Annotated in this window: 21 protein-coding genes; 9 read left to right on the top strand and 12 right to left on the bottom strand. The window is 35.1% G+C overall.

Going from position 1 to position 22,951, the window contains the following annotated elements; translation table 11 throughout:
- Nucleotides 1-523 precede the first annotated feature (523 nt).
- Nucleotides 524-859: a helix-turn-helix domain-containing protein gene (locus QS795_RS11905; protein WP_286269003.1), complete on the top strand. Its 336-nt coding sequence runs from the start codon at nt 524-526 to the stop codon at nt 857-859.
- Between the two features lie 91 nt (nt 860-950).
- Nucleotides 951-4,163 (top strand): ATP-binding protein, encoded by a 3,213-nt coding sequence (locus QS795_RS11900; protein ID WP_286269000.1) that lies wholly within the window; start codon nt 951-953, stop codon nt 4,161-4,163.
- On the opposite strand, the gene QS795_RS11895 is transcribed toward QS795_RS11900, so the two are convergent.
- The 6 genes from QS795_RS11895 to QS795_RS11870 all read right to left on the bottom strand — a co-directional run bounded on the left by QS795_RS11895 (nt 4,141) and on the right by QS795_RS11870 (nt 10,320).
- Nucleotides 4,141-4,794, bottom strand: coding sequence for a response regulator (locus QS795_RS11895; RefSeq protein WP_036951066.1), 654 nt, complete (start codon nt 4,792-4,794; stop codon nt 4,141-4,143). The genes QS795_RS11900 and QS795_RS11895 overlap by 23 nt on opposite strands.
- Nucleotides 4,795-4,936: 142 nt before the next feature.
- A complete protein-coding gene (locus QS795_RS11890) occupies nt 4,937-5,923 on the bottom strand; it encodes a fimbrial protein (protein WP_286268997.1) in 987 nt (328 codons plus the stop codon).
- A gap of 9 nt (nt 5,924-5,932) precedes the next feature.
- The gene (locus QS795_RS11885) at nt 5,933-6,652 is read right to left on the bottom strand and encodes a fimbrial biogenesis chaperone (protein WP_286268995.1); all 720 of its coding nucleotides are present in this window, start codon (nt 6,650-6,652) and stop codon (nt 5,933-5,935) included.
- A gap of 6 nt (nt 6,653-6,658) precedes the next feature.
- Nucleotides 6,659-9,133, bottom strand: coding sequence for a fimbria/pilus outer membrane usher protein (locus QS795_RS11880; RefSeq protein WP_286268992.1), 2,475 nt, complete (start codon nt 9,131-9,133; stop codon nt 6,659-6,661).
- A gap of 148 nt (nt 9,134-9,281) precedes the next feature.
- Entirely contained in the window at nt 9,282-9,815 is a 534-nt protein-coding gene (locus QS795_RS11875; RefSeq protein ID WP_036951059.1) for a fimbrial protein, read from the bottom strand.
- Between the two features lie 238 nt (nt 9,816-10,053).
- The gene (locus QS795_RS11870; RefSeq protein ID WP_286268988.1) at nt 10,054-10,320 is read right to left on the bottom strand and encodes a helix-turn-helix domain-containing protein; all 267 of its coding nucleotides are present in this window, start codon (nt 10,318-10,320) and stop codon (nt 10,054-10,056) included.
- Nucleotides 10,321-10,939: 619 nt separating this feature from the next.
- Between QS795_RS11870 and QS795_RS11865 the strand changes: the two genes are divergently transcribed.
- The 4 genes from QS795_RS11865 to QS795_RS11850 all read left to right on the top strand — a co-directional run bounded on the left by QS795_RS11865 (nt 10,940) and on the right by QS795_RS11850 (nt 15,173).
- Nucleotides 10,940-11,203 carry a type B 50S ribosomal protein L31 gene (locus QS795_RS11865; protein ID WP_318626507.1) on the top strand — a complete coding sequence of 88 codons (264 nt, stop codon included), beginning with the start codon at nt 10,940-10,942 and terminating at the stop codon, nt 11,201-11,203.
- Nucleotides 11,203-11,844 (top strand): metal-binding protein ZinT, encoded by a 642-nt coding sequence (gene zinT, locus QS795_RS11860; protein WP_418055352.1) that lies wholly within the window; start codon nt 11,203-11,205, stop codon nt 11,842-11,844. The genes QS795_RS11865 and zinT overlap by 1 nt, the downstream gene beginning before the upstream one ends.
- 585 nt (nt 11,845-12,429) lie before the next feature.
- Complete coding sequence (locus QS795_RS11855) at nt 12,430-13,800, top strand: hypothetical protein (protein WP_286268982.1); 1,371 nt, start codon at nt 12,430-12,432, stop codon at nt 13,798-13,800.
- A gap of 608 nt (nt 13,801-14,408) precedes the next feature.
- On the top strand, nt 14,409-15,173 hold the full coding sequence (locus tag QS795_RS11850; RefSeq protein ID WP_286268980.1) for a lecithin retinol acyltransferase family protein: 765 nt from the start codon (nt 14,409-14,411) through the stop codon (nt 15,171-15,173).
- 161 nt (nt 15,174-15,334) lie between these two features.
- Here QS795_RS11850 and QS795_RS11845 read toward each other — a convergent pair whose 3' ends face one another.
- The 6 genes from QS795_RS11845 to QS795_RS11820 form a co-directional block, all read right to left on the bottom strand.
- Nucleotides 15,335-16,171 carry a DUF932 domain-containing protein gene (locus tag QS795_RS11845; RefSeq protein ID WP_286268978.1) on the bottom strand — a complete coding sequence of 279 codons (837 nt, stop codon included), beginning with the start codon at nt 16,169-16,171 and terminating at the stop codon, nt 15,335-15,337.
- Between the two features lie 61 nt (nt 16,172-16,232).
- Complete coding sequence (locus tag QS795_RS11840) at nt 16,233-16,634, bottom strand: antirestriction protein (RefSeq protein ID WP_286269166.1); 402 nt, start codon at nt 16,632-16,634, stop codon at nt 16,233-16,235.
- Between the two features lie 230 nt (nt 16,635-16,864).
- Nucleotides 16,865-17,203 (bottom strand): hypothetical protein, encoded by a 339-nt coding sequence (locus tag QS795_RS11835; RefSeq protein WP_286268976.1) that lies wholly within the window; start codon nt 17,201-17,203, stop codon nt 16,865-16,867.
- Between the two features lie 106 nt (nt 17,204-17,309).
- Nucleotides 17,310-17,774, bottom strand: coding sequence for a hypothetical protein (locus QS795_RS11830; protein ID WP_286268974.1), 465 nt, complete (start codon nt 17,772-17,774; stop codon nt 17,310-17,312).
- Nucleotides 17,775-18,077: 303 nt separating this feature from the next.
- On the bottom strand, nt 18,078-18,965 hold the full coding sequence (locus QS795_RS11825) for a GTPase family protein (protein WP_286268972.1): 888 nt from the start codon (nt 18,963-18,965) through the stop codon (nt 18,078-18,080).
- A gap of 234 nt (nt 18,966-19,199) precedes the next feature.
- Complete coding sequence (locus tag QS795_RS11820; protein ID WP_094963223.1) at nt 19,200-19,412, bottom strand: helix-turn-helix transcriptional regulator; 213 nt, start codon at nt 19,410-19,412, stop codon at nt 19,200-19,202.
- Nucleotides 19,413-19,544: 132 nt separating this feature from the next.
- Between QS795_RS11820 and QS795_RS11815 the strand changes: the two genes are divergently transcribed.
- The 3 genes from QS795_RS11815 to QS795_RS11805 all read left to right on the top strand — a co-directional run bounded on the left by QS795_RS11815 (nt 19,545) and on the right by QS795_RS11805 (nt 22,906).
- Nucleotides 19,545-20,249, top strand: coding sequence for a hypothetical protein (locus QS795_RS11815; RefSeq protein WP_272513333.1), 705 nt, complete (start codon nt 19,545-19,547; stop codon nt 20,247-20,249).
- A gap of 241 nt (nt 20,250-20,490) precedes the next feature.
- Nucleotides 20,491-21,927: a YfjI family protein gene (locus tag QS795_RS11810; RefSeq protein ID WP_286268969.1), complete on the top strand. Its 1,437-nt coding sequence runs from the start codon at nt 20,491-20,493 to the stop codon at nt 21,925-21,927.
- A gap of 394 nt (nt 21,928-22,321) precedes the next feature.
- Nucleotides 22,322-22,906: an inovirus Gp2 family protein gene (locus QS795_RS11805; protein ID WP_272513335.1), complete on the top strand. Its 585-nt coding sequence runs from the start codon at nt 22,322-22,324 to the stop codon at nt 22,904-22,906.
- The last annotated feature ends 45 nt before the right edge of the window (nt 22,907-22,951 follow it).

Here is a 22,951-nt window from a genome sequence, read left to right as displayed (position 1 = left end):
TTTTTGGAATACTATCAGATTTATCTCTTGATTTGGTTTATATTTTAATACTCAAAGCTATACCGGTATGTTTTTAGTCTAAAACTCAGCATTGTAAGCGTAAGGATAATACTTATCATCACTCTTTATTGGTGTTTGATTTAGTGGCTTATTTTATTTATGTATATAAAAGTGATTTTTTATATACAAGAAAGTAGGGTTTTTAATTAAAAAAAACAGAATGTTATTTTTTATAGTATGTTGTTGTACTTAACGAATATTTAAATAAAATATAGTGTTGTATGAAAGATTAAAGCTTTTCATTAATATTCACCTTACGTATTTATTATACTTTATAAGTAAAGAGTAAACTGTGCTTTTGCAAGCATATTGTTTAATTTATTAATGTAAAATCCTGATTTTTCAATTTGTTATCTTTGTTGGTCATCAAATAAGGAATACCTTATATTATAGGAATTCTAACCTAGTATAATTTGGCGCTAGGCAGTAGGTTTAATTTATGACATTAAGGTTGTTATCTATCATGAAAAAAGAAAAATTATATTATATCAGCCAACTGATAGGAAAGTGTATGCAAAAATATCGTATTGAAAAAGGTATTAGTGGGGAATGTGTTGCAAAAAAGTTAGGTATTAGTCAACAACAATTATCAAGATATGAGCGTGGCGAAAATGCGCTTACAGTTGATGTGTTATTCAAATATCTATTAATTATTGAGGTTAATTTCCCTGAGTTTTATAATAGGTTATTCTATATAATTGGGCGTCATCCTAAATTATCTATGTATATTTCAGGTTTAAATGGTTTTGGTTGGGAATTAGATGACTTAAAAGATTATTATACATCTGCAATTGTATAAATATTAAAGTAAAAACTTTTCTGTTTACTTGGCTTATTTTATATTATGATAGATATATTGGATTATCCCTATCATAGCAGAGAATAGTACGATGCCAAATAAATCACCAACTGCTTTTTCTCGTATAACGCGCAGTTCTGGGCGTACTAATAGTATATTAACAGTTACTCTGCCTCTTTTATTTGTATTAATCACAACATTATTTTGGAGTGCTGATAGGATTGTTCAACAAGAAACCAGGCGCTTAGAAGTTGAATTTAAGTCTTTTATTGGTTATTTGATTGAACAAGAAACTTTTTTAAAAGCACTGAACAAACAGAACCAAGATTTATCTGAACTGCTTGAAAGCCGAACTTATTCCATCAATGATCAATTTTTGCCGAAAGAATGGCCATTAAGACTATTAGAAGGTAAGGAGTCTATAGTCGCTATGCCATTTACTTTAGCTTGTGGAACTAATTTGGAGTGTTCCAGAGTTCCGAGTATTTTATTTTCGTTAGGGGCTTATTTAGCTGATTTTTACTCCACATTTTGGGGGCGCTCATACTATCCAGCCGCTGCTGTATTTTTTGTTAACGAACATGACTATATTAGCATTAGCGTTCCATCCGTCGGTACTTTAATGGGGGGAGAGGCTATTTCGCCTGAATTGTTTCGCTCAGTAACCGATAGTGTTAGAAAAAATTTACCATTAATAAATAAGAAGTTTGCTGATATAAAACAAAATGAGCAAGAATCCCCAGTTATTTGGCTAAAAGCAGAAAATTTTAAAGATAATTTAATGGGCATTGTTCCTGCAGGCTTCAATGTTAATTTGTGGAAAAATGCTCATCTTTCACCAAAAGATATTTATGCAGTTTCCCTGTTAAGTAAAGATCATCTTAGTGTGCTAGAGAAAATGTTAAACCCAACATTGAGACATGAATTCTGGCTATTGCATGAAGATTTTGGTCTATTATTGGGAGAGTCCGCTGTTCCTGTTGAGCCATTAGAGGGTATTTTTTATACACAAAATGGCTTAGTCATGAAATTAAGCTTTGAAAATACAGATTGGGTGGGCTATTACCGAATTAGTTATGCTGCATTTTTTGAAGATAATTTGTGGTTGCCAATTAGTCTTATTATATCTCTTCTGTTTAGCATCTTCTGTGGTTGGGGCTATAAACATTGGTACCATAAAAAAATATTACAACCTGCAGTACATTCACAACAAGTTATTCTAGAAAGTGAAGAGTTTAATCAAACATTGATTGCAACCACACCTATAGGGCTTTGTGTTATTGATAAAGAAACACTAGACCTTCGTTTTGCTAACGAACTAGCTCAGCACTGGCTAAAAATTCCTGACACTTCCCATCCTCATGATTCTATTGAATATAATGAATTACTTGGCCGTGTTGTTTCTGAACAAAAGCAGGTTACAACTGTTTTAAAATCAGGGATGCATGCTATCTATGTTGTGAGTACTGCAACCCATTATCAGCAACGCCCTGTTATTTTATGCGCATTTACTGATATCACTATACAAGCTGAAACTGAAGAACAGCTTAATCATGCTAAGCGTTTAGCTGAAGAAGCTAATCAAGCGAAATCAACCTTTTTAGCCACGATGAGCCATGAAATACGCACTCCGCTTTATGGTATTATTGGGACATTAGAATTATTAGAAAATACAGCGTTAACGCCTAAGCAAAAACATTTTATTGATAGGATGTCTACAATATCGCATTTATTAATGCATCTTATTGGGGATATTCTTGATATCAGTAAAATAGAAGCCAATCAAATTCATATCCAACACCAATCATTTGATCTACTTGATTTAATACAGCAAACCGTTCAGTTATATCAAGGCTTAGCTCAACAGAAGAAACTTCAGTTATTTGCCATTATTGATCCTAATATCTATGCCATTAGAATTGGTGATACAGCGCGATTACAACAAATATTCGGTAACCTGGTCAATAATGCTATTAAGTTTACACATCATGGCAAAGTGACGATTGAATTAAAAAATGGCGACAATAACAATATCGTATTATTTGTAAACGATACTGGCGTTGGAATTAGCAAAGAAGAGCAGGAAAAGTTATTTGAACCTTTCTATCAAGCACACTCAGGGGACCATACCTACGGAGGAACAGGCTTAGGTTTATTTATCTGCTCAAAATTAGTCAAGCTGATGGGGGGCGAAATCAGCGTAGCAAGTGATCTGATGCATGGTAGCTCTTTTAAAGTGATATTGCCGTTAGAATTAGGCCACAACAATATACATTGGAAGAGTTTAACAGGTTCAGACATTTGGCTGCGGACAATAGATCCTCTACTAACCAACAATGTGTATGATTGGCTAACTCGTTGGGGAGCAAAAGTCTATTTCACAGAGGCTGAGTTGCCTGAAGACACATCATTGGTTATTGCCGTAAGCATTTTAATCGAGAACTTTTCATTGCCTAAAAATTGGCCAGGAAAAATATGGATAAGTGATGAAGCAAGCTTCCGTTTATCTGAATTAAATCAACAGCTTTTCTTACTACAAAATGATGAAAATTCAATATTGCCTTTAAGCTGTCCAATTCAACAGGCACCATCTTATGCGAATGAATACTCTTTACGTGTTTTAGTTGCAGAAGATAATCCAATTAATCAGGTTATACTGCAGGAACAGCTAGAATTACTTGGTTGCGAAGTCTTTATGGCTAGCGATGGCGAAGAGGCCTTAGTTATTTGGGATAACGAAGTCATTGATATTGTTTTAACTGACGTCAATATGCCTTACCGTAATGGGTATGAGTTAACTAAACAGTTACGCAGTGAAGGTGAAACTTGTCCGATTGTTGGTGTTACGGCAAATGGTTTGAAGGATGAAGAAGATCGCTGTTTAGCCGCAGGGATGGATACCTGGCTAGTTAAGCCAATTGAGCTAGACACTTTAGCGCAATTATTCAACCGTTTCTTCCCTACCTATTCTTCTACGCTTCCCTCTGATTCTGCCACTATGGCATTTATTAACCCACTTGATAGCAATGACCGAGATAATATTATTCAACATTTTACTGCTGATATTCATGATCTTTGCGAAGCGGTGAAAAATAATAACATAGAGGCAGTAAAACAGCTGTCACATCGTATTCGGGGCGCATTAGTGAGCGTGGAACAGCGTGAACTTGCTAGTCGACTTCACGTGCTTGAAGAGTTGTTGAATATGGAAAAACCAAACTTAAACATAGCCGATACCTATAAAGTGATTTGCGATGAATTAACGTTTTGGCTAAATAAGCTTAGTCAAACAAATGGTGTGTAATGCAATAACTGATTAGAGCTTGGTTATTTTCAACACCTAATTTACGCATGGCTGCATTTTTTTGCAGACTAATGGTTTTATCACTTCTATTGAGCAATTTGGCAATTTCAACAATCGGTTTTCCCTGAACAAATAAGCGCAATACTTCTAACTCTCGAGGCGAGAGTGTTTTCACTCTTTCATCAAGGGTCGAAGCTTTACGGCTTTTTATTGTTGTCGTTAAATCTGCAATAGGTTGACGGTATTGTTTTCCTTGACCCGCTAAGGTAATGGCTTTGATTAGCTCTGGCAGTGGCGCTTCCTTCGAGACAACAGCATTGACATTGTTATCGTATAACGTTTGGATAATCATTGGGTTAGATATCATCGTTAATACCACTAACGCTGTATTTGGGTATTTACGCTGTAGAAATTGGATATAATTCTGCCCATCACTTGATTGCGTGTTATTGGGCATCATATAGTCAGTAACAATGACATCAACAGTATGGTGATTTAAAAAAGAAAACAACTCAGCATCGCTGGTAAATGCACCTTCGATGGATAAGTTGTGTGATTGGGATAGTGTTTCTTTTAAGCCTGATAAGACAATCGGGTGGTCATCAACTAAGGCTAAGGTTAACTTTTTCATCTAAGTTACTCCTTATTATGTGTAGTTGTACTTACTACAGCAACACCCAAAAAATGTCAAATAACGATCGTCTATTTAAGGCTGTTTTTTAAAAGAAAGGCATTAATGATAAAAAATCAGTTATCACAGATGCCTCGAATTATTAATAAGAAACTACGACACGTATTGTTTTAGAAAATGGACCAGACGTAATTGAGCGCCCGCTAATTTGACTTAAAGTTGCAGTGTATGGCACATTTACAGGTGCTTGAGGTTTAATCTCTCCAATAGCATAATTTTGGTTAAATTCGAGTTCGGTTGAATTACTTTTAATTACGGTCTGTAATCCATTTCCCATATCAAGGTATTTATTTCCCAATATCGAATTATTATTTGGTTCAAATCGAACAGATACATTTAATCCTGTTTCACAATTTTGTGGAACTGACATACCTATATTAAATGTACGGCTAACAACTTCCCCTGCATTCATTTGTTTTGGCGAAATAGTACCAAAGCCAACAGTTCCTCCATTTGATGTAGTCACACTGACTTCAGGAGTAGGGCAGAGTAACGTTAAATTACCAATAATATGTGCATATACAGGAGCACCAATATATTTACCTTGGTAATCTTCATGATAACCTAATAAAAAATTACCTGTATCAAATGGTTTTAATGCATTACTACCTTTTAGGACGGCAAAATTATACATGATGCCAATATTTACAGCAGTGCCTACTGAAGGTTGGCTCCAATATCCTAAGTCAATATTAGGTACGCTGGCGTTGGTAATTGTTGCAATTGTACCTCCACCAATTGCGCTTTGCTGAGTAACGGTAACGCCGCTATTTATTAATAGTGTTTTAGTTTGTTGAGGGACAACATTTTTAAAATAAACGTGATTAGGTGTAGCTACGCTTCCTGTAAAATCACATTGTAAAGACATAAAAGAAGATAATGCAGTCGCTAATCGTGTTCCGGTTGTTATAGCGCTACTATTGCTTGTAATATCAAATTTAATATCTTGTTGTATCGATGTCCCACCAGCTGCGGGTTTGCAGTTTGCTACGGCTCCAAGTGCATTAAAGCTTAAAAATGAAAGCGAAATTATAATAATTGATACTACTTTATTAAAATAGGGTTTCATGATCTCGTCCTATTTTTCATTAACCAATGAACATGTTGTACTTTGGCAGGTGTAATTTAATAGTTTTGGTGTTCCATAGTCATCAATATACGTTAATACCATGTTGGATGACTTTATTTTTTTATCATTCAAAGAGTAGCTGGCATTACCATTTGGTTTAATAACTATTTCTTGGAAATTTTCAACTTTACTCGCATTATCATTAATGTTAATGATAACAACATGGTAAGGGGTTGGGTTTGTTAATTTTAATGAATTACCTGCTTTTTCAATTTTCAGTTCCTTTTGCCAGTTATTATCAGGGTATTTTTTCAATCCTGTTGGGCGATAAAAAAGTTTAAACCTAGATTGAATAACAATTTCTACTGCATTCTCTAGTTCACTTTTTGGCGGTATTCCTAGTACATTAAAGTAGAATAATGATTCTTTATCACTTGGAGCTTTCAAATTATCTTTCGTAGTGCTGATTCTGACTTGCTTCTTTTGATTGGGCTCAATACGCTGCAATAATGGTAATGCTATTAATGGATCAGAAATTTTATGGCCATTTTCATCTTCGATCCAAGATTGAACTAAAAAAGGATCTTTACTGTCAGTATTTTCAACAACAATACTAACGCCTTTGCTGGCTTCATTATAAATGACTCGTGTACGGTCTGCTGAAATTGATGCATGTGTATATGTACTAACTAATAATAAGCTACTGATGATTAATTTAAATTTTTTCATAATATTTTATTCTTTATTACAAATTACATTATTGATGTTTTGAATGATCTGGCTATTCGTCACTAATTGACATGATTGCCCACCATTCCATTTAACTATTAATTTTTGGTTCGGTTGAATTCCGGTTAAATAAACTTGACCATTCTCAGCAACCATACCTAATACGGTATCTTTTACCGAGTCATAAACTAAAGCTCCAAACGGCGGTGTTTGTCCATCAGGAAACTGGATGGTAATTAATGCTTTTTCGCCAATAATCGTATTTAGTTTTGCATAACCAACGGCGCCATCAGTTAAAGTTGATTCAATGACGCTATCATCCACACTGACATTTTCAGGTATATTATTCAGATCAACATATTGAGTTGATTTGTAATATGTCGGCACATTACTAATTGCCGCTAAGCCAAATCTATTTGTAATTGACTCATTTTGATTGATGGAAACATCTTTAGCATTATCGGTATCAATCACCATTCTTGCTTGATTGTCATAGACTCTTCTATGTAAAACAGGGCCTTGGCTTGTAATAGTTAATGAGCCATCGAGCGTCCCGCTTAATGTACGATAATCATCACCAAATGAACCTGTTATCTGTGCTGTCCCATATTGAGTATCACGAGATGCAGATGCATTTATAGTTGTGCTTTCAAAAAAGTCTCTTGTTGAAAGTCCTAGGCTTAAATTATTGCTATCCATTTTTGTATGGTAATTAACATTATTACTGTATTTTTTATCTTGGTCATTGTATGAACTAAAATATTGTAATCGCGAATTTTTTTCGCCAACAAAAGGAATACTTAATGAAAGATAAGCCTGCTTAGATTGACTTCCTCTCACATAACTACTTTCACTGATTGATAATGATAAAAGTGCGTTATCAAGAAAATCATTCTTAATTGTTTTATTAAACGATAGACTTAAAGTGTCGTTGTTTTTAGGTTCATTCCAATAACTTTCTCTTGAATAACTTAAGCTTACATCAGCATTAAAATCAGGTATTTGCTGTGTAAATGATGTTGTAAAAACATTTTTTTGACGAAAGTGAAGGTTCGATGGGTTACCTTTCGTAAAAATAAAATCATTAACGGACATGAATCCTTCATTTGAGAACTGATATCCAGTTAAATCAAGTCGACTGGAGTTAGAGAATCTTTTTGCATAATTGATTCTATAGCTTTCACCTGTACTTGAATTTGTAGTATGTAAGCGATTCTTAGACTGTGTAATATCAAATGATATTGCCCCTAAGCGCTCCATGTTTATACCGATACCCGCATTATAAGCAGTATATTCACTATCTGATGTTGCAAATAATCCACCGAAAGCGGATAAGTTATTAAATAATCCCCAAGAAAATTCAGTTGAAATAAAATCATTATCAACATTTTTCTCACCCATTGGTGCTAATCGGCCGGCATTTAATTTATATTGAAACATACCTGGTCGAGTTAAAAATGGGATGTTAGTTGATGATATTTGGTACTCTCTAACTGAACCATCTTCTTCCGTAATTTTGACGTCTAATGTTCCCGATAAAGCAGAACTCAAGTTATCAATAGAAAAAGGCCCAGGAGCAACTTTTACTTGGCTTAATATACGTCCATTCTGAGAAATAACGACAGTCGCGTTACTGGTTGCTGTACCGGTTATATTTGGTGCATAACCTCTTAGAATTGATGGCAGCATATTGTCGTCAGTGAAAACACTGACTCCATTAAAGCGTACAGAATCAAAGATCTGGCTTGCTGTATAATATCTTCCTACAAAGAACTTAGCCGATAAGTCAGGTAAATCAGTAAAAAGATAGGTTTGAACCCATTTAAAACTATCGTTATCACTATTATTAAAATCTTTTTGGAATTGATAGTTACTACGAAATCTCCAACGCCCCATGTTTGTACCAATAGCACCAAATGAGCTTAAGTTATTTGTATCTTGAGCGTTTTTATATTTTATGTAATTTTCTACAATATTATAATCAAATACTAGTGCATTAATGCCTACTTCACGTTGCATAGGCGGTACCCAATTTTCATCTGAGTATAGAAAATAAGCTTGTGGTATTGATAATGAGAGTTCTTGCTTTTCATCATCAAAGAGTGATGAAATATTATTGTCCTGTGCTGATAAATCATAGCACTGGCCATCTGACCATGTTGGTATTTTATTGATGAACTCTTCTTTTAAGCCAATAACGGCTATTATTTTTTGTGAAATGCAGGGTTGTATAGATCCTTCTTTATTAAAGAAATCAATTTTATCAAAAAAGTTTGTTTTTCTACCGTTAATTGACACGCTAGAAAAATATGCTCCTTCCTGTGAGTCGTGTTTCTCAAATGAACTTAAGTCAATATTTGTGTCGCCAGAAATAGATAAAGCATCCTGATTAAATTGAACAGAGTCTGCATTTACATAGTTTGAATATAAAAATAAGCTAGAGATTAAACTCGCCACTATGTTTTTTTTAAATTTGTTCATTTTAATTAACCGGAATATTATATAAAAACATTATTGTTGTTGATTTTTATTTAAATAATAACTGGATATGCTATGGATTTTAGGCGTAGCATATCCAGTAAATTAATTACTAATTAAGGTTTATTACGATGAATAGTAATATTAAAAATTATTGATAATCTAAAACGTATGCAACAGTTGATTTAACAGAACCTGAAGTTGCTTGTCCTAATGCTTGCATACGTGCAGATAAGTGAATTGTATTTGCACCTGCATTCAGGTTTTGCGTAATAGTGTCACCAGTTTTGATGCTTTGACCTGCATCATTTTGGAATAAGACACCTACGTTTTGTGCCGTACCTGTACTCGCCCATAAGTTACCAGCTGTATCCATTTGACCAGTAAAGCTTACTTTAACTTTAGAATAGTCTGTTTCACTTTCAGTTGGATCTAATACGCAGTCAGATAATTCTAAAGTGAAGTCAACGTTTGGACCTTGCGCTCCAGCTGTTTTTAATGATGCTACTGGTACAGAACCTAATTGAACTTCTTTATTTACTGAAGAAGGCGCAATAGTGCAAGCACCGGTATTCACTGTACCATTAAATTCAATTGTACCGCTTCCTACATCAGCTGCAAATGCAGTCGATGCCGCACCTAAAGTTAATGCGATAATTGAAGTGGTTAATAATGTCTTTTTCATTTTTAAATCCTTTATGTAATACTAATTTTAATAGACCAAGACTGTGTCTTAGCAGGTTAATAACGTGATATCAATATATTGATACCACAGTAATTTAATGGAAACGTAATATTCATTAATGCTAATTAATTATAGTGCCCGAAAACATGAGCATAGATTATTCGTTAAATGACTGAATAAATATAAGGAGATCCTTAAAATTTTGAGCGTAACTTCGAGTGCAAGTATTTATTCATTATTAATATATTTCTGCTTGTACCGCTGTGTTATTTACTTGTGCGATGGAAACTTCTTCAAAGAAGTAATGTATACTTATTTTGAAAAAGTCAGCTATTATAACGAGCGAGTCTATATCAATTCTATTGATACCACGCTCATAACGAGAATACTGTTGTTGACTCACATTGAGATACGCTGCAACTTCTGTTCCTGTTAATCCGTATTCTTTTCTAAGTTTCTTTATTCTGCTCCCCACTATTTTGGCAATAGGATATTTTCCTGTCATTTTCATTTCCTTCATGACATATAAGTTTGAGTAGTGCTTAACATCAATAGGCAAAAATTCTAATTAAATAAGTATAAAACCTCAAAAGAGTAGACGAGTAAAATATAAAAATAATCATTAGTTTTTTTTATTAAAATTGTTTGGTTAAGACTAATTTAGGTTGTTTCTTTATTCTTATATTAAATTTAATGAAACAATCATAGAGTATGGCATCATTTTTCAGGTAAAAGGGAAGGTAAAATACGGATGTTTATCCTTACTAATGTAAAAATACAGTTTTTTTGACTGGCCGATAACTTTAAAGTGGTTATATTGGATTAATACGTAATTAAAAGTAGAGTTTGAGTAATGAAGTTTCAACGAATAAAGAACTATGAGGATATAAAGTGATTAGGTAGTGGTTTTATTCTCCCTCCATTAAATTCAATTTTTCGTAGCTTATGTTGCTGCTTAGATAATACGCATCACGCGGGTTATCTAGGTATGTACAGCGTCATGTGTATGGGAAGGAAATGTATCCCATATTTATTATCCATATAAAAATCATGGTTAAAAAAGAGTGGTCAATTGCGCCAAAAAATATTAATGTTATATTATAACATAACAAAAGGAGCTGGCGATGAAGCCAAATATTCATCCAGATTACCGAGTGGTGATCTTTCACGATACCGCGGCAGATGCTTATTTCAAGGTTGGATCAACCATAAAAACAGAAAGAACCATTGAGTTTGAAGGGAAAAGTTATCCGTATGTTCCTCTCGATGTGTCCTCGCATTCTCACCCGTTTTATACCGGGAAACAGAAAACCCATTCACAGGAAGGGAATGTTGCTCGCTTTAATAAGCGTTTTGGGAATTTTGTTCAAACCAGAGAGGAAAAATGATGACAAAAAATATTCTTTCACTGCTTGTATTAGCCAGTTTATTCAGTCACACAGCGATGGCACATGGACATCATCATGATAAACCGCAAACGGAAGCGCAACGCAATGCGGCAAAAGGTATTTTTGAGAATAGTGATGTTAAAGATCGTCAATTGAGTGATTGGGACGGTGTTTGGCAATCAGTGGAGCCTTATCTTGCTAATGGAACATTAGACTCGGTAATGAAGGATAAGGCTGCAAAGAATAAGGATAAAACCGCGCAAGAGTATCGAGATTATTATGCCAAAGGGTATAAAACTGATGTGGATATGATTGGTATTGAGAATAATATTATTGAATTCCACCGTGGGGATAAGGTTGCTCAGTGCCAATATGATTACGCGGGTTACCGAATTTTAAATTATTCTTCAGGCAAGAAGGGCGTCCGTTATTTATTTGAGTGTAAGGATAAAAAGAGCCAAGCTCCGAAGTTTATCCAGTTTAGCGACCATATTATTGCCCCAGAGAAAGCCGGGCATTTCCATCTTTATATGGGGGATGAATCTCAGGAGGCTTTATTGACTCAATTAGAGAATTGGCCAACGTATTATCCATATTCTATGAGCGGTAAGGATATTGTGCATGAAATGATGGAGCATTGATGGGTTATTGTAGGCAGCCTAAAGTGATTGGGGGGAGTTAGGTAATATTAGGCTGAGTAGGATATAAAAAAGCCCGCTAATTCATAATCAGCGGGCTTTTCAGTCTTCTTTGGTGCTGGCGGAGTCTGAATTCGTCGCTTAACTAAATGATTTTATAGTGCTAATTTTCAATTCAACTTTTCAAAAGTGCCTAATAAGGTGCCTAAAAATAATTTGATTGATTTTTAAGCGTTAGATTTAGTGGAGCACTTATTTACTGTAACTTGGTATTTTATCAACAAATACAAAAATTGCTATTTATCTCAGAGGTTAATATTTTAGCTAGTGTGGTAAAGGGGAAAATGAGGATTTTACCTTATTTCTGTTCCTTGGTTAAAAACAACTTGTGTGAGGTCGTTCAAAATAAATTTAAAAATTGTCAAGTCATAGAGGGTAGCCCAATAACCTATAGTATACGCACTAAAGCTAGTGTCCACCCCCGACAATATGTATTTACGTACATATATGCTTTTTATTAAGTTTACTTTAAATACGATTTATGACTTATAATAATGAAAATTATGATAAAAAAGGCATAGAATAGATATGTTCAAAAAAATAGTAATGACTTCCTGTATCGCCCTATTAGCTGGGTGTGGCGATAGTCCCATCGATGAAGTTAAAAATCAACATTTCGAAGGTTTCAATAATTATACTATAGGCCAAATACTTGATAATCGAGGTGTTTGCGGTAGTGTTTTATGGCAAGAGAATAAAGAAACTAAAACGGTGCAGTACACTTGTAACTTAAATAAAGGCAAAACACATTTCTCATTTGATGAAGGCTATGCCAATAATCTGAGAAACACTTCAAAACAAGAAGGTCTAAAACTCGCGGTTGATAAAACTGAAAGCGAAATTGAAAGAGCAAAAAATACGCTGGGTAACATCAAAGAACATAATGAAATTATCACAAAATTATTAAATGACGATAACAATATTTTTATACTAAGGAAAAATCAAGAATACCAAGGATATATATTTGATGCTATTAGGAGTTACAGTTACTCACCAGAAGCACAAAAACTTGATGAAATAGCAAGACTAGAATTTAACAACGGTCCATTACACATGGACTTTGATGAATATTATGCTCTATACCAGTATCTTATAGAAAAAAATGACACTGACTCTGGTGCTCATGTTAAATACAAGTTCGCAATAGAGGGGGGAGGGCAAAGTTATGGTTTATACAAACAGTGCGTAGCCCGTGAAACTTACGATGCTATACAATCGCTTAGAAATGATAAACACTGGATTGATGAAATAAACTCAAAACATAATGAAGAAATGAAAAAAATATGTGTTGATCATTTGAGTCGTTACGAACCCACAGATTACGATAAGGAATTAGAAAATTGTATTTCAAGGTCATACAAGCCAGATTACGATAAATTAGTAAGAAAACAAGGGTTAAGCGAAGAAACCACGAAAAGAATAGCAAATGACTGTTCAGAAGAAAAAGATCGCAAAATTGCCGAGTACCATAGTTTGTTAGAACAATACAGTACAAATGTTCGTAATGTTATAAATTCACAATTAACAGATGAATTAACTAAAAATAAAGTTCTCTTTGAAGAAACTGAAACTAAGCTAAAATTCCTTGAATCAAGTGGAAGAAAGACAGAAGAAGAACAAGAAGCTAATCAATATGCAGAAAATAATGTTAAAAGATATTCTCTTACCCATATTTTAAAAGGTGAAGAAATTATTGTGTGGGAATACAATAAAATTTCTAAAGATTATATTATAAAACAGATGGGTTCAGTTCAGTATGAGTATGGTGGAAAAACTATGTCAACTAGTTTACCTCTTGATGTTCTGATCTATGCAGCGTTGAACAATGTAAATGACATAGATGACTACATGATCATAAAACGAAAAAAAGCACTGAATAAACTTATGAACCTATTTTAGTCTCTTAGTATAGAGTGGTTGGAGAAAACTCAACCACTCTATACCGTCTCTCATCATAAATAATTAAAAACTAGATTGAATAAAAAACAATCAGATGTATGTATTCAAATGCATATTTATAGGTAAGCATTTCGAGCCTATCATCACCTCACTGGTACTCACCCAATAACTGCATAAATACCGCATATTAATCAGTAAATGCTGACAATGGCTAGGTAGTAGTACTTCCTGCCCGGTAATTGTCAAGACTAGTGACAATTGCGGAAACTTACGGGGTATAACTTTTAACCGAGAATAAATTAGGAGATAGTGGCAGTGATGTAATAACTACCCATACCCTAAGCGAGTGTGATACACATACCACACACTATTCTAAGGTTGTATGGATGCCGGATTTGACCTCTCCCAAATGAAGTTCTGCATATTAGCCGCCTGTACTTTAAGACTGATCCTAATGATGGTTTAATGGCTGTAAAGCAAGAGTTATGTTGAGTTCCATAATTTCATGCCACCATAAGGTCACCAGATTTACATTAATTAAAATTTAACTTTAGTTAGATTGAAAATAAGAATACTATTTATAGTAGAAAATTTCAAAAGGTAAAAAAATGGGCACATTAAATCTGAAAGTAGGAGATCATATTTATTCTCCACGAACAGGCTACACACACCACGGTATTTATATTGGCGGTGATAAAGTAGTTCACTATGCAGGCCTTTCACATGGTCTTTCTAAAGACGGCATTCAAGAAACAACGCTTATTGAATTTTCAGGCGAGAAGCAACTTATTGGCGTTGTTCAACATGAATACTCAATCTACACTCCAGAAGAAATAGTTAACAGAGCTAGACAAAAAATAGGTGAAGATGATTACAATGTAGCTACAAATAATTGTGAACACTTCGCCAACTGGTGCGTAACTGGAACAAAGGAAAGTAAGCAGGTACAGTCCGTTGTAAAAGCAACAGTTAATGTTGTCAATGTTTCTTACAATGGATACACAATATATAAATATTTAAACGGAGCACAAGCTGGTGCTGGTCTGCTGAAAACCGTTGTGAATGCAGCTAGTACTAGCGCACTAAGAACCACAGCACCAACAATAATAAATTCAACCGTTGCTTCAACCACAGCATCAAGTGCCATTAGCTCTTTTGCGGCAACGTCTACAGCTTCAAATTTAGCAGGTGTGGTTGGAGGAAGTGCGGCTGGGATCACGAGTGGGGTTGCAGCTTCGGGGGGAACAACCGTCGCGTTGTCAGCATTAACAGGAGTAAGTGCTGTAGGTGCTGCACCAGTCATTGTTGGTGTGGCCGTTGCCACTGGAGTTGGTTTAGGTGTTAAGTACCTTTGGGGTAAAATATTTGACTAATTGCCTAATGTGAATGAACCATCTGCTCTTGTATAAACATTTAGAGAAAACGAAGGTTCGAGCGCCCTGACCCTGTAAATAATTTCTGTTTAACAAAACATAAAGCTACTGACAAATAGGTTGCAGCACATCATTTTATGAAAAATAATGTGCTGCTATTTCTATATTCTTTCTCTTCCAGAAAAGCACTCATGCATCTTTTCTGTCATCACCCACAATGCCTTATTCAATTTAATATCACCATCAATGCCATTCACCGAACGAGTACGAGCGCGCTTGCCTTTGGCATTTCTGCCCGATAACCCCCCTTTAATTAAATTCTCCTGCAAACGTTGGTATACCGTCCAAAGATCATCTTTCTTATCTTCCCAGCGACGATGTTGTAATACTTGCTCCTCAGTAATAGGCTGATGTTCCTCACCAAAACGATAGGTCAGAGCTGCTTGTGCTAAGGCTTGTTGTGCTGGTGGTGGTAACAATAATGATTGCATTTTTTCGCGCTTTTCAGCAACCGTATCAAACGTTTCCAATACCTCATAAGCCCCTTCAATTACTTTACTCACCACATCGCCTTTGTGCGGTACTCTCACTTCGCCAAAGGTATCACCGCACACTAAACCGTTCGAACATACAGCTCTAAATAATCCCGGTAACATTTGATAACTGCTTGAACCATCATGACTATTTAAGAGAATAATTTCAGGTACTTGGATTCCTGTGATTTGGTCATGACGACGTAACCGTAACAAATGCTTCGTGTGTTCTCGACGACTGGTATCACGTACACGAGTCTGACAAGCAAAGAACGGATAGAAGCCTTCCTTTTGAAGACTATCTAATAAGGTAATGGTGGGGATATAAGTGTATCGGTCACTTCTGGATTCGTGTTTTTCTTCAGAAAAAACACTCGGTACAGTACGAAACAATTCTTCAATAGTTAACGGTCGGTCACGACGAATACTATTCGCCGCACCAAAGCGGGAAGCTAAGCGAGTCATAATAAATTTCCTTGAAAATAAATAAGATAGGTAAGGCTGAGAGAATAAATTAAGGATGCAGTTAATCGATAAGATGAAAAATAGCTGAACTTTCAGGATGTTGAATGGCATAGTCACGAAGTTGGTAGAAACGCTCAACCAGTACTTCACTTTCCGTTCTAAATGACCACTGGCTATACAACATCAAGCAGACAGCGACACCTGCCGCTTCAGGGCTCAGTTGCGTTTCATTGCCATTGTGCATATTGAACAGTGTGAGTTTTTCAGAGTCCAAATCAGGATAAATAAATGCGCCACCGTTGGGTAAGGTGCAATACTCCCAATAGCCGCCAGTGTACTCATCACAGAACTGGCCCATGATAGTGAAAATTACTACTTCAAACGTGGCGAAGCCTTTTACTGTGCCAAAGTGGGTTTGCCAGAAATTTGGCCTAGCAGAAAGAGGAACAACACTAGCTTGCATAAGCGTGTTTGGTTGCAAGGCTGAATAAGGGGATGACATGTGATATCTCCATGTAATAATTGAATAATAAGTACGCTGAGGGGTATAAATAAGCATAAAAATGCGTTTGGTAAATAACGTGAAGCAATGCGCTTTACATTAGATGTAAGAGAGGGGGTCATTGATAAACAAAATAAGGTAGCCTGCTATGCTGAGCAGGCCATACAAGATTAGGGTAAAAATAAGAATGATTATTTGAAGTTAAATGTCCATACACCTTGGTTTGTATCAACAGCTACTTCGAGCACATTACAGGGTGTCCCCGCTCGTTTTCCTGTGAAAATACGTTCATACGTGCTGCCAAAATTCAGCCTAATTGGCTTCCAAGGGAGATACTCTGCATCTTTACAATTGCCTCGATTAACGATGATTTTCTTGATAATCACACTATCAACATTCGAAGTAATATACACTTTACTGTATGTACGCCCTGCATTACTGGGGCCTGATTTGAGTTGAATTGGCGCTTGTTCAGCATAGACAGAAAAAGTACTGAGCCCTAATAAGAGCGCACAAAGTTGTTTTTTCATGATAGGAAACCTATTGATAAAGAGAGAAATAGTGTTGAATATGATATTCAAGGAACGTCTAATAAAGTCGATTGTTTAATATTGAGCCATTTTCCGAATTGGAATACTAAAATACGAATTTCGGTACACAGCCGTTTTCGCCAAAGTAAGGTATAACTGCGGCAGCCCCATCCAGTGTAAAGGTACTCGAAGCAACCCCTTCGCCAAACACGGTGACTTGCTCCTCGCTGCGTAGCATATTCCAAGCCCACTGCACAAATTGAGCTCCAATATGGCTTTCACTTTCGCTCACATTTGCAACCTCTTCACCTGCAAATTTCATTTCAAGGGATTGGTCTGCATCCATACGGGCTTGTCGGCCATTAATATCAGTAAAAATAATTGTTGCGGGCTGATGACCGTCATCATTACAAGACAGATAAAGCTGAGATTTGCCCTGACCTAGAATGACAAACTCGGTCACGCCTTGTGTCTTGTTACTCGTCCAAGTGTGTGAGTTACCAAAAGCGTGAGTGAATGTCGGTGTTAAAGCCGAAATAAAAAGTGCAGAAATAATAAGTTTTGTTTTCATGATATTTTCCAATTAGTGATTTTGCCTATTCAGATAAAAGGCTCTAAGACTTGATTAATACGAACAAAAAGTGAGTGCTCAACAAACAACTGATGGCTCTCAATTCTTAATAACGTGACAAACCCTGCGATTTATCGCATTGATTTTTATAAATAAATTTAAGTCATTAATACCTCTGAGAGATTGTATAGCCATCATTTCCGTATGGATAATGAAAAAAACCGATCGGTTCGATCGACAAATTCGATCATGACAACGTAAAATCGTTTACTGATGGCTCAATATGACAATCATTTAATTGAATTAACTAAAGAAAAATGACCAGACAGAGCGCGCTGCTTTAGCAATATGATGAGTTGTTGATTTGAGGGCGTGCCGAGCGACTTGAGGAAGTGGAGCGAAATCAATCACGCGCTCAATGATATCTACGACCGTATCACCGAAAGAGCTACGCGCATGATTGATAACCGTTGTGGTCTGATAGATATTTTGTAGATGTGGGATTAAGGGACTAAGTGCTTGCTTTGGGAGACGAGTAATAATCGCCTCCACCAATTGGGGGAGATGATATCGGCCTTTAACAGATATCGGAATGATGGTATCTGCAGAGATATGCATTTGTTTGGCGATAACATGTCGTTTCAATGTGATATGAGCTTGCTGCTGTTTTGAAGGCTGTGCGGATGCCCAGTGCCACTGCTCGACAGGCTCTATCTTATCAACTTGATTCAAAATCCAAGTAATAGCTGGTAGCTCTCCGTTATACTCCGTGAATACTGTTTGATAAAACTGCTCTTCAATGGAGAAAGCACGGTCATCAGCTTTGAGTACCCAAAGCACCATATCGAGTTTAGGTATCCACTCACGATAGAGCTCACGATACTCCTCATCACGCTGTTGGCTTTCTCCGACACCCGGTAAATCAACTAGCGTTAGTGTGTGTCGTCCAAAGCGCAATTTGACCTGTTGGGGCTGCCGAGTACAAGCTTCAATAGCATTGACAGCACAAACTTGACTGCGAAATAAGGCATTACACAGACTGGATTTCCCAACACCTGTTTTTCCCATAATGCCAATCACAGGCTGATAGGTAACAAGCTGATTGAGTTCTTTTAATAAGGTTTGACGCAGTGAACGAGGGTAGCGTCGCAGATGGCGACGAATAAGGGCATAGCCCGATAATTTTTTCATATTAACCTCAAAATAAATCAGCCACCCAAATGGATGGCTGGTAGCTATTGAGATATCAAGGGTGAGATATCAATAAAATGATATATATCTCAGTAATTTTTTAAAATGTTAGTACATTTAATCACATAAAAATATATTCAGGTTTCCCATTATTAAGATTAGGGAAATGTGTAATATATTCATGATTGTATCGAACTTCTTGTTATTTTTGTAACATTGACCACTGGAAAGAATTCAAATGGTGGTTATTTTTCGTTTTAAAAGCCACTCGTCAATCTCCGATTCTAACCATCCAACAGACTTACTTCCTAATTGGCGTTGTTTTGGAAATGTTTCATCGTAACGGGGAGATTTGGGATTAACCCAATCGTAAATAGTAGAAGGGGCGATCCCAAGCTTTTTGTTAACAGCGGGCATGCGTAAAATTTTGACACTGTATGAAGACATAGCGGTAATCCTCTGATTGCTAAAGTTGAACTTACTGTGAGTTAGAAGAATACAGCGTAGTTTTTTAAAAAAAACACGCTTGCATTACCTAAAATTTTACGCATTAGATTATTAATTGTAATAGGTTGATTTATGGAAGATTTTAATTTAAAAAAATTTATTAAAGGTCTAAGTGATAAGTATGGATATGAAAAATATTCAGTAGTTGAGACAATTAAATATTTAGATTGGGACGTTTTCATTCCTGAGCCTGAGGCTGATGAACAGCATAATGAATTAATCGAAGGCATGACAAATGATGCCGAGTGGCGTTGGAAAACGGAATCGCTTCACTCAAGTGAAAGTATTCAAGAAACTATGGGGGATTTTTTAATACTATCAGCAGTATATTGGCGGCTTGGAACAAGGAAAATAGAGACTAATCCTAATGAGGGATTAGATGATTTGTTTAGAGCTATTAGATACTTAGATAATTGCAATGGGATTTTACATCATGAACAGGGTATTCAAAGAAAACTGGAGGTAAAGCAACAAAAAGTGCAAGCAGGGAAATTAAAAGCTGCACGTTTTGATGACGTTAAAGCGGAAGTCATTCGCTTATTAAAGAATAAAAAGCCAAGAGATGGCTGGAAAAAGAAAATTGAAGCGTATAGAGCCATTGAGTATGAACTATATGCATTTGTAGAAAAGAATGGATGGCCTTCGTCAGGTGATAAGAATAATAAATTTAAAGATGAGTCTGAATTAAGTGACCAGATTCATAATCGGATAATGGTTTGGTCTAGACAAGATCAAAATGTTAAAAAAGTTTTTGATGAAGTGCTCAGAAAAAAATAAAAAAAATTTAAGAGAAGTTTGGTTCGTTTTATGTGGGAATTCATCTTCTCTTTTTTATTTCTATTTGAATAAATAATCTAAATATGTCCAATGCAATATGAAATTATATGACATAGGTTAATTTTGGCTAATTTAATAGGATATAAACCATTTAATTTTAATTTGGGAATTATTAATTGACTTGCGATGAGGATTGCGATTTATTAAATGTATCCAAGTTAAATAAATAAGGTGTTTTATCATGAACCATTTCCCTTTGAATGCATTTCCATCCAAATTACGTGAAGTTATTTTAGATGTTGAAGAACTTACGCAAGCTCCTATCCCATTAATTGCATCATCGGTAATTAGTGCTATTTCATTAGCTAGCCAAAGACTAATTAATGTGAAAGTTAATCCATTTTTTGAATCTCCAGTATCGTTATTTTTATTTGTGATAGCCAACTCAGGAGAAAGAAAAACGACAGTTGATAGAATGGTCATGAGACCATTTTATCAACATGATGAGAGCTTGTTACGTAAATTTGATGAAAGTAATAAAAATTACTCAATTGAATTGAAAGTATGGGAAATTAAAGAAAAAGCCATTTTAGGTTTAATAAAGAAAAAAACAGCTGAAGGGCAATACACTGAGGTAGAGTCTAAACGTTTAAAAGAGTTACAAGCTGAAAAGCCTATGCGGCCTAAATCTCAGCGATATATTTATAGTAATGTAACCCCGGAAGCGTTACAGTCCGCTATGTCACAACATTCTTCAAACATAGGTCTAATTGCTGATGAAGGTGCTAATATATTAGATAGACAGGTTATGAAAGATCTGAGTTTTATTAATTCAATGTGGGATGGTGTTGATTTTCATGTTGAACGTAAAACAACCCAAAGTTTTACAATAGAAGATGGTCGTATTACTTTATCTATGATGGTACAAAAGAAACCATTTGATTTATATTTAAAACGTCAAGGTGAAAAGGCGAGAGGAAGTGGTTTTTTTGCTCGTTGTTTACCTGTTTTTATCGATGAAAATTTGTCGACACAAGGGGAACGATTTATTCGACCTCATTCAAATGAACAAGTACACCTTTGTTGTTTTTATCAAAAAACAACTGAATTATTAATGGCGGGGAGCCAGAATATAAAAAATAGTTATAGAGAATGTTTATTATTAGATATAGAGGCACAGTATGAATGGGAAAAAATATATAATAAAATTGAGTATCAAATTCATCCTGATAGAAAGTACGCTAATATGAATGACTTTGCATCAAAATTATCGAATAATGTTGCTCGGCTATCGGCATTGCTCAGTTATTTTACAGAGGGGAGTTGTGCAATAAAAAAAGAATATATTCAAGGTGCGTGGTTATTATGCGAGTGGTATATGGAACAGGCTATTAATCTGTTTTCTTATGAAGATGGTTACTATGAAGCATTACTATTATCATGGCTAAATCGAGAGTATTCCCGTCGAAATAGTGATTACATTAAATTTAATGATATTCGACGTAATGGACCTAACTCATTACGAAAGGGTAAATTACTTGAAAAAGTTATATTTAATCTAGAGAAAGCTAAAGCTATTGATATTGAATATTCACGGAAAGGTGCAAGGTTAGTCTGTGAAGGAGCTCAATTTAGATACAATGATTTTACAAACAATCCGATTTTTTCGTTTTATTAAGTTGCTACTGTTGCGATTGTAGCAATAAATAACAGTACGTTACTTTAAAAATGGTAAAGCTAATATCAGAGTGAAACTATAACTTGTGAATTTATTAATGTTTGGCAAGTTGGCTATTTTTTAATTAACTCTATCGTTTTTATCATGGCTAATATTGTCGGTATAGTAATATATATAATATATATAATCAATTTAATTAAGTGAATTATCTATTATTAATTTAATTAATCAATATTAAGTTAATAAGTTTAATTTAATGCATTCCATTATATGAAGATAAGTAGTTAAAGTTTATTTCTATTTTGGTTGTTTTAATTTAAATGGTTAGATTTTGATATTGTATATTTATACCGATGTTTTTATGGTCTAGAACAATGATCATTGGTATAAATAAATGCAAGAATACTCATACAATAAAAAATATCAAAATGTGTTTGTTGATGTAATCAATCAAGCAGTAAATGAATTTCCCCGTACTTTAGCTTTACGGATAGACCTACGTTTTCCAAGTGATTACAAATATAGTAATTCAAGTCTAGAAATAACTCGTTTTATTGAATCACTTAAAGCCAAACTACGTGTTGATTGTCTAAGGAAAAATAAAATTTGGGGACGTCGCTGGCGAAATCGTTTACGTTATATATGGGTACGTGAAATAGGCAATAGTAACCGACGTAAACATTATCATGCTTTATTATTACTTAATAAAGACTTATACCACGGTGCAGGAAAGTTCGATTCTGATAATAGTTTAGCCGCCTTAATTCAACAGGCATGGTATAGCGCTTTAGGATTAGATTCTATTATGTATTCATCATTAGTACATTTTCCTGTTAGTGGAGTCTTTCATTTGAATATTAATAAGGAAGATTATGAACAGAAGCTTAACCAGCTATTAAAGCGCATGGAGTATTTGGCTAAAAACTATACTAAAAGTTATGACGATGGGTATAGGTCTATTGGGAGGAGTAGACAATGAACGAGTATCTAACTTAACTAGAAACGGACGTTACTGCCATTAACG

This window comes from Providencia zhijiangensis (assembly GCF_030315915.2).
GTDB lineage: Bacteria > Pseudomonadota > Gammaproteobacteria > Enterobacterales > Enterobacteriaceae > Providencia > Providencia zhijiangensis.
Note: the sequence above shows the minus strand (reverse complement) of the source record. Positions and strands in the feature narration are given on the sequence as shown.